This is a genomic window from Clostridium sp., assembly GCF_047718555.1.
In the GTDB taxonomy this organism is placed as follows: domain Bacteria; phylum Bacillota; class Clostridia; order Clostridiales; family Clostridiaceae; genus Clostridium_I.
Genome location: NZ_JBDNRK010000052.1, coordinates 22,162 through 29,493 on the forward strand (window position 1 = coordinate 22,162; position 7,332 = coordinate 29,493).

The 7,332-nt window shown below is 27.3% G+C and carries 6 protein-coding genes, 1 tRNA gene, 1 other RNA gene and 1 pseudogene; 1 reads left to right on the forward strand and 8 read right to left on the reverse strand.

The window, feature by feature from the left end; all coding sequences use genetic code 11:
• Nucleotides 1-240: 240 nt before the first annotated feature.
• Nucleotides 241-1,896: a hypothetical protein gene (locus ABF633_RS16585; RefSeq protein ID WP_415525043.1), complete on the forward strand. Its 1,656-nt coding sequence runs from the start codon at nucleotides 241-243 to the stop codon at nucleotides 1,894-1,896.
• Nucleotides 1,897-2,058: 162 nt separating this feature from the next.
• On the opposite strand, the gene ABF633_RS16590 is transcribed toward ABF633_RS16585, so the two are convergent.
• The 8 genes and pseudogenes from ABF633_RS16590 to ABF633_RS16625 form a co-directional block, all read right to left on the reverse strand.
• Nucleotides 2,059-2,253 (reverse strand): DUF3606 domain-containing protein, encoded by a 195-nt coding sequence (locus ABF633_RS16590; RefSeq protein WP_415525045.1) that lies wholly within the window; start codon nucleotides 2,251-2,253, stop codon nucleotides 2,059-2,061.
• 475 nt (nucleotides 2,254-2,728) lie between these two features.
• Nucleotides 2,729-3,136 (reverse strand): hypothetical protein, encoded by a 408-nt coding sequence (locus tag ABF633_RS16595; RefSeq protein WP_415525047.1) that lies wholly within the window; start codon nucleotides 3,134-3,136, stop codon nucleotides 2,729-2,731.
• A 330-nt stretch (nucleotides 3,137-3,466) separates the two neighbouring features.
• Nucleotides 3,467-3,631: pseudogene (locus ABF633_RS16600) on the reverse strand (peptidoglycan-binding domain-containing protein); the annotation flags it as partial.
• Between the two features lie 323 nt (nucleotides 3,632-3,954).
• Nucleotides 3,955-5,337, reverse strand: a complete 1,383-nt coding sequence (locus ABF633_RS16605; RefSeq protein WP_415525049.1) for a L,D-transpeptidase family protein — start codon at nucleotides 5,335-5,337, stop codon at nucleotides 3,955-3,957.
• Nucleotides 5,338-5,438: 101 nt separating this feature from the next.
• Nucleotides 5,439-5,660, reverse strand: coding sequence for a hypothetical protein (locus tag ABF633_RS16610; RefSeq protein ID WP_415525051.1), 222 nt, complete (start codon nucleotides 5,658-5,660; stop codon nucleotides 5,439-5,441).
• A 631-nt stretch (nucleotides 5,661-6,291) separates the two neighbouring features.
• Nucleotides 6,292-6,366: transfer RNA gene (locus ABF633_RS16615), tRNA-Glu, on the reverse strand.
• Between the two features lie 63 nt (nucleotides 6,367-6,429).
• Nucleotides 6,430-6,611, reverse strand: a non-coding RNA gene (gene ssrS, locus ABF633_RS16620) — 6S RNA.
• 212 nt (nucleotides 6,612-6,823) lie between these two features.
• On the reverse strand, nucleotides 6,824-7,219 hold the full coding sequence (locus ABF633_RS16625) for a hypothetical protein (RefSeq protein ID WP_415525053.1): 396 nt from the start codon (nucleotides 7,217-7,219) through the stop codon (nucleotides 6,824-6,826).
• Nucleotides 7,220-7,332: the final 113 nt, after the last annotated feature.

Genomic DNA, 7,332 nt, shown 5'->3' on the forward strand with positions numbered 1-7,332 from the left:
CACTCAGTTTAAATGAATTATATAGTAAAAATTTTATCAATATTTAGTACACTTTTCTCATATAATGCCTATGTGAAAATTATACTTAAGTTTTACCGGATAAATATCAAAATTTTGTGTGAAATTTATGTGATTTAGAATCAAATCATATATCCCATAAAATTCACATAAAAATTTCATAATAATTCAATAATTTCTGTCTATACTATATAATAGGCATTATAAGTAGGAGGAATGAAAATGCAATTTTTAAGAAATAATTTATTAAAAATAGTTATAGTATTGATAACTGTATTATTAGGCAGCTTATGTATTTACGCTATATTAAGCTATGGAAATGATAATTCAAATAGGATGGGGGCAAATTATCAATTTAGTAATGCCCCCAAAAACCAATTTAATATAAATGATTCAAAGAATCAATCTGATATAACCAACTTACAAAATAATCTCAATATAAGTAATTTAAAAGAAAGATCCCCTGGGGAAAATTCAGCACAATCTATGATAAAATTTAATAAATACCATACTTCTAATAATCAGAATGCAAGACCTTGGAATAGGAATATAAACGGTTCAGCTAAAGATAGCAGTAATTCCAATAGTATATATTCTCCTGTATTTATGGCTTATTGCATATTATTTTTTATATTATTTATATCAACATATTTAATCTTAATTTATAAAAAAATAAAAATTCAAGCTGCAGATGCTTATACACTTATAGCAGGTATATTTGTAATAGGTTTTCTCTTACGTATTTATTTAGGGTTACTTATAGATGGACAGCCTTTTGACATTAATTTATATAAAAGATGGGCCACTGCAGCTGCAAATAATCTTCTTACGGTATATGGCAATGATTCTTCAATAGATTATCCACCTGTATATATTTACATTTTATGTATAATTGGAAAACTTGCCAACATATCTTTACTTAGTAAATATTATTATCTGCTGCTTAAAATACCATCTATAATTGCGGATATTTTATCCTCTTACTTTATATATAGAATAGCAAATAAACGTACCTATAAAGAACTTTCAATTCTATTAGGTGCTTTTTACATTTTCAATCCAGCTGTTTTAATGAATTCAACTATTTGGGGACAGGCAGATTCATTCTTTGCCTTCATAGTTATACTTTCAGTATTCTTATTGTCTGAAAATAAGCTTATATTTTCTTCTATTTTATTTACAGTGGCAGTACTCATGAAGCCCCAGGGAATAATACTTCTTCCACTACTTTTGTTTGAACTTATAAGAAGGAAAAATTTAAAAAGTATTTTATATTGTGTATTACCAGCATTAATAACCACATTAATTATTATATTGCCATTTTCAATAAGCAACGGTAATATAATCTGGATTTTTAATCTTTACAAAAATACTATAGGGGAATATCCCTATGCTTCTGATAATGCATTTAATTTTTTTAGTTTAATTGGAGCAAATATGACTAGGGATACAACAACTATGTTTATATTCAGTTACCATACTTGGGGAATGATCTTCATTGTACTCATTACGCTTTTTTCAGGCTTCATATATATAAAAGCTAAAAATAGATCCTTTGTATACATTGTAGCTCTTATTCAAGTGGTAGGTGTCTTTAATTTCTCTGTAGGAATGCATGAAAGATATATGTTTACAGCTGTTATTATTTCAATTTTAGCCTATATATATGCTAAAGATAAAAGATTATTAATCTTATCTGCATTATTTACTTTAATAATTTATATAAATACTCATGTAGTTTTATTCAATCAGTTTAATGGTTCAAATGCACTTTTATACAATGCAATAACTATACTTACTTCACTTTTAAATGTATTAGGCTTTCTATATCTTCTAAAACTCTCTATAGATATACTAGGTAAATCATCCGCAAATTAAAATAGTTTTGTAATATTTTGTCTGCAGCTTACCTTTTTTCTATTTTACATGACGTAACAAAGGCATCAGTATTACTACTGATGCTCAATTTATTATTGCTTATTAAAATGTAATTATTCTACTTATATGTATTATTGCTTTTGAAAATTATTTTTATTATTACTAATATTCTCCTAAATATTCTTTTACCCTATGGGTAGACTCTCCAACTTTATTAACTGCATCTATCAATTCCTGTTCTGTGCAGTTTAATTCCTTACACCACCAATTTAATTCCTCTTGCTCGGTGAAATTTATTTTTGAATAATCTAATGGTGCTTTCTTTCTAATTTCTCTTTTAAATCTAAGATTTAGCATAATAAACTCCTCCATCAATAAATGTTGTATTTTTATTAAAGATGACCTGTCATTTTAGTGAATGCTAGGTCATCTTTATTTTTATTAGGGGGTAATTTGTTATTATATATATAATAACTTATAAATATTATTTTGTAAATAATATTTACTATTTTACAATAATTATTTTCTTTTTAAAAAATACACCAGCATTTACGCCAGTGTTAAGTGAGGATTATCTTCATGTTCATATTTATAATATCAAAATATTATTACAAATTTCTTTCAATATTGTATCTATTATCTTAAGTATAGATTAAAAATTTTTAAATCTAAAAAGGTATATACAATTATATTAAATGTATTATTTTTTTATATCAAAAAGTTTAAATATCTCTAAAGTTCTACATCTTAAGATAATGGAAACATCCATATAGCCAGTGGCAAAGTAAAAAGAAAAAAGGAGTAACTTTATAAGCTACTCCTTTTTGATCTGCTATTTTTTGTGTCTAAATTTTAATTTATCATATAAATCTAAGAATTCTTTATTATTAAAAATACCTTTTAATTTTTCTTCATTAGTTTCGGCAAAAACTTTAATATCTTCTGTCAGTTCATTGGCAGCTTTATTTGCCCTATCTTGATATTTTTTTAGTAAATGTTCATCACCTGTTGTACTAGCTATTTTTTCATCTACTATAGCACAAAATGCATCCAATAACTTATTATTATTTATATAATTATCAAGTAGATTACTTTCATATGATATGTTGCCTGCTATTATTGAGAGAAATTTATAGCCATATCTTACAGCATTTTCTCCAGTTATAATATCTTTGTCTAATAACTCTAAAATTGTTTTACGAAATTTACTAATTTTATTTTTAGTTTCTTCTTTACTCATTTAAATCACCTCTCTGAATTTCAATAACAACAAATATTTACAGTTTATTTATATAGCTATTCTTATAATTTACATTTATAATTCTACAAAAAACGAAAAATCCCTCTAAAAAGCCAAAGTTTTTAATTGTATAAAATTCTAATATATGTTAATAATCTAGATGAATCTCTTTTTACTTATTTTTTTAAGGTGCGCCCCTTATTGTGGTGCATCTTTTTAAGCTCGTATTAAATTAAATATTTTATAGGGAAAATAAAATTAAATCCAAAAAGTTATCTCTCTTTTATTTGTTTTTACTTAAAAAAGGACTATAGTTTTCTATAATCCTTTTTAGCCTAACATCTTAGCCCATGTTGCGGGTCCAACTACTCCATCAGGCGTTAAACCATGAGATGCTTGCCAATTTTGTACTTTTATCTTTGTTCCATTTCCAAAGATCCCATCTATTGAAGCACCTACTATCCATTGTATGAATCTTGTAGCATATTCGTGATAGGTTTCTTTTAATTTTCTTTTTCCTTTTTATTTTCTTCTTCATTTGAAGTTTTGTCTAATACGATTGCTGTTCCATAAGCGAAAACTAAACATAAAATAAAAATTATAATATACATAATAAATCACCCTGATTTATATTGCTATAATTCATATTACTGCAGTATTCTAATTTAAGTGCCAAATTTATTTTTATTTTTCTTCACTTTTCTATAAGTGTTGATATTACTTACTTACTTCTACTTTCTAATCAAAACTAGAGTTATCTGAAACTTTTGTGGGAAAAGTGTGGGGAAATTTTATTAATTTAATTTTTCATCAGCTCCCTAATAATAACACACAACAGGATTACCTACATCTATATTATCAAATATTGTCTGTGCTAAATTGTATGGTGAATTTATACAACCGTGAGAACCATTTGTCTTGTATATTTCTCCTCCGAACACACTTCTCCAGTTTGCATCATGTATTCCAATTCCTCCATTAAATGGCATCCAGAAACTAACAGGAGCACTGTAACCCTCACCTTTTAGAGTAGCATTTCTTTCTTTATCTTTTAATCTGTAAATTCCTGCAGGTGTTGCGTCATTTAGGCTTACGTTACCTGTAACAACATTTCCTTCTACTACCAGTGAACCATTTTTATAAAACCATAGATGTTGCTTTGCCATATCTATTTCTACATATGTATTTCCAATATCACTGCTACCATAAGAGACAGCAGTTTGACTGTATGCCGGTTGTTTTGTTATGATTTGTCCTTTTTTTATCGCTTCACTTAAATCTTGTACTTCTTTATCAATATTAATCTGCCACCCATAGTCACCACCGCTAATATTTATAGTATTTCCTGATGATGTATGAAAACTTCTTGTCTTACCAGCAGTATTATAAGTATCAGCAAGTGACTCTACATATTCTTTTACTTTTCCCTCGTCAAGGATAACATTAAAATTATCATCAACTGTAAGCCACTTATTTATTGTTGAACCATCTAAAATTTCTTTACTATTTCCAAAAGTATAAGTAACTTTTGAGGATATATATTTATTGAGCATGTCCCTAGCTTTGATAACTTTTTCAGATTTTGAAGTATACTTGGTCGTTATATAACAATTAGCAGATTCCAGATCTATTGTTGATTCCTGCTTAGATATTGCATCTGCCAAACGTTCAAGTAAAATATTCTTATCTATCTTGTTACCTTTAATTTCGTCTACAATCCTAAAAGCATTGTCTACATATTTAAAGCTGGGCTCTTTAGGTTCAATTATATTGCTATCAGCAAAACAAGATAGATTATCTACTTGTTTTGTTAATCGTCCTTTATCATATGAAATTTCTGCTGTTATGTTGGAATTTTTTGTATTAAAAAACGATGAAGGCCATTTCAAAGGATTCTGTTCATTTTTAAGATTCTTAAATTGTTGGTCCGATTTATACTTTAAATTAATATCACCTGCCTTAATTTGTTCCTTCTTGCCACCCCGCTCTTTTATATCCAAAGAATATGTATGCAGCTCAGATGCCATTTGTGCTTTAATTTCTTCCACTGTTTTACCTGATACATCAGTACCGTTAATTTTAGAACCAAAATATAAATGCTTCATGAAATATATTGAAGTCACAAAATATACAACAAATAAAATGCAAAGAGAAATTGTTATTCCTGCGGTAATTTTATTATGTCTATTTATAATTTCCATAGTATACTCCCCTTTATAACCTAGTTTTTTATATTTGTTTTCCGCACCACCTTTTCTAAATATTACTACTATATGTAGAATTACATGATATAAATCCGTTATCAGTATCCTACCAGATGGTAGTATACTATTCTTTCTTCATCAACTGCTATCCAAGAAATATAACGGTCTGTTCTAATATTTTTTTGAAAATAATTTCTCATCTCATTAGAAATCATTTCGTTATTTTCATTTTTAAGAGAATATCCTTCATCAATAAGTTGATTAATTCTTAATTTCACAAGGGATTCTATATCATCCTCTGTTACTTTCCTTATAATCATTTTAACCCTCCAAAATAATCTTAGAGCAAGTTAGTTCACATTAATTCACTCTTACAGCACAAAATAAGAAGATTGCGAAGCAAAATTGGGAAAAATTACACCCCTGGGGTGTAAATATTACCATTCATTACTTCGATTTTTCTCACAAATACGTCATACCTATTTCTAAAAAATAAATCAAACATGTAAAATACCTTTATAAAACAATTAAATATCAAGCTTCACATTATAGACATAATTATTCTTAGATAAAATATACTTGTAGAATATACTCTATTATAGTCAATTATATCATTGTCCACCATAATATTACATATTATTCTAATAATATCTTTCATAAAATATCTAATAATATATATTAAACAAATTTCTATTATGTTATTTATTTTCAAAAAAGGCTTTCCGGAACCTCGGAAAGCCTCATAAATAGGATAGTAAATAGATTTCAACCAAGAACCAATGGTTTTGTCTTATATCAAACTACAGTTTTCTAAAATTTGCTGTAAGCATTGATATTTCTAGCTTTACTAACTACTGATTTCTGACAGAAACTATAGTTTTCTAAAATTAATGTGAGAAAATAAAAAATAAGCCAGTCTACAAACTCTGTAAACTAGCTTATTTAAAGCTTTGGTAGCCTCAACGGGAATCGAACCCGTGATTCCGCCTTGAGAGGGCGATGTCTTAACCGCTTGACCATGAGGCCATAATAATTCATATGACATGGAACTAAACCCCATGTCATAATTAAATAACATTATTTTTAAAATGTATTTCCGATATGTCGTCACACTTAAAAGTCACACCCGCACTATAGCAGGTGGGTTTTTCTCAATTTGCTTCTATCTACTTTCACTTTAAAAAAGTTCCATATCTACAAATAATCTCTCGAAAATCCCTTTTTGATTATGTCGGTTGAACATATAAGCTTCACGGGCACATCAGAATTAACTACGTGTATTATTATATCATTTTTTATTTCAGTTTCAAATTTTTATTTAATGAATTTACGTCATTTTCATAATTTAAATGTATAATATCTTATTTTTACTCTCTTAAGCTTCTATTTTCTCAATTATACAATATCAATGAATCTACCTTGTAGATTTTGTTTTTTTCAACTTGTATAAATGGATTATCTAGGCCTATGGCACCTGAAATACTTAGAGCTTTAAATCGTCTATGACATTTTCTATATCAATGGCTTTGTCACTTTCATAAAATATGGCAACTATTTCACTGCATTGCTCCTCATCATCAAAATCATAGCTAATAAATTGAATGCCTATATTAAATTCTTTCATACAATCTTCAAGTATATCTCCTACATTATCTATTGCAATATCATTTAGATAGGGTTTAAAAAATTCTCCATACCAGACTTCTCCCTCTTCCTCTTCTTCACATTCGTCATTAGAATAGGCCCTTGCCGCTTCAATTTCGGAATCATCAAAATCATAATAGAATCTTAAGGTGTAAACTCCTTCTTTATACTTTATCTCTTCTATATCCTCTATTTGATTTTCCTTTAAAAATTTTATTATATTTTGTTTATCCATGATAAAAAAACCTCCGAAAAAATTTTTTAATATTTATGAGCTTTTTTGGTTAAATTTAATATAAAAGTTTATCCTTTAATTATAATATCACAGAAATATATAAATTATTATTG

Coding starts and splice junctions, on each gene's coding strand:
- ABF633_RS16610 (WP_415525051.1), bottom strand. CDS start 5,660: ATGATTATAAGGAAAGTAACAGAGGATGATATAGAATCCCTTGTGAAA.
- ABF633_RS16585 (WP_415525043.1), top strand. CDS start 241: ATGCAATTTTTAAGAAATAATTTATTAAAAATAGTTATAGTATTGATA.
- ABF633_RS16595 (WP_415525047.1), bottom strand. CDS start 3,136: ATGAGTAAAGAAGAAACTAAAAATAAAATTAGTAAATTTCGTAAAACA.
- ABF633_RS16605 (WP_415525049.1), bottom strand. CDS start 5,337: ATGGAAATTATAAATAGACATAATAAAATTACCGCAGGAATAACAATT.
- ABF633_RS16625 (WP_415525053.1), bottom strand. CDS start 7,219: ATGGATAAACAAAATATAATAAAATTTTTAAAGGAAAATCAAATAGAG.
- ABF633_RS16590 (WP_415525045.1), bottom strand. CDS start 2,253: ATGCTAAATCTTAGATTTAAAAGAGAAATTAGAAAGAAAGCACCATTA.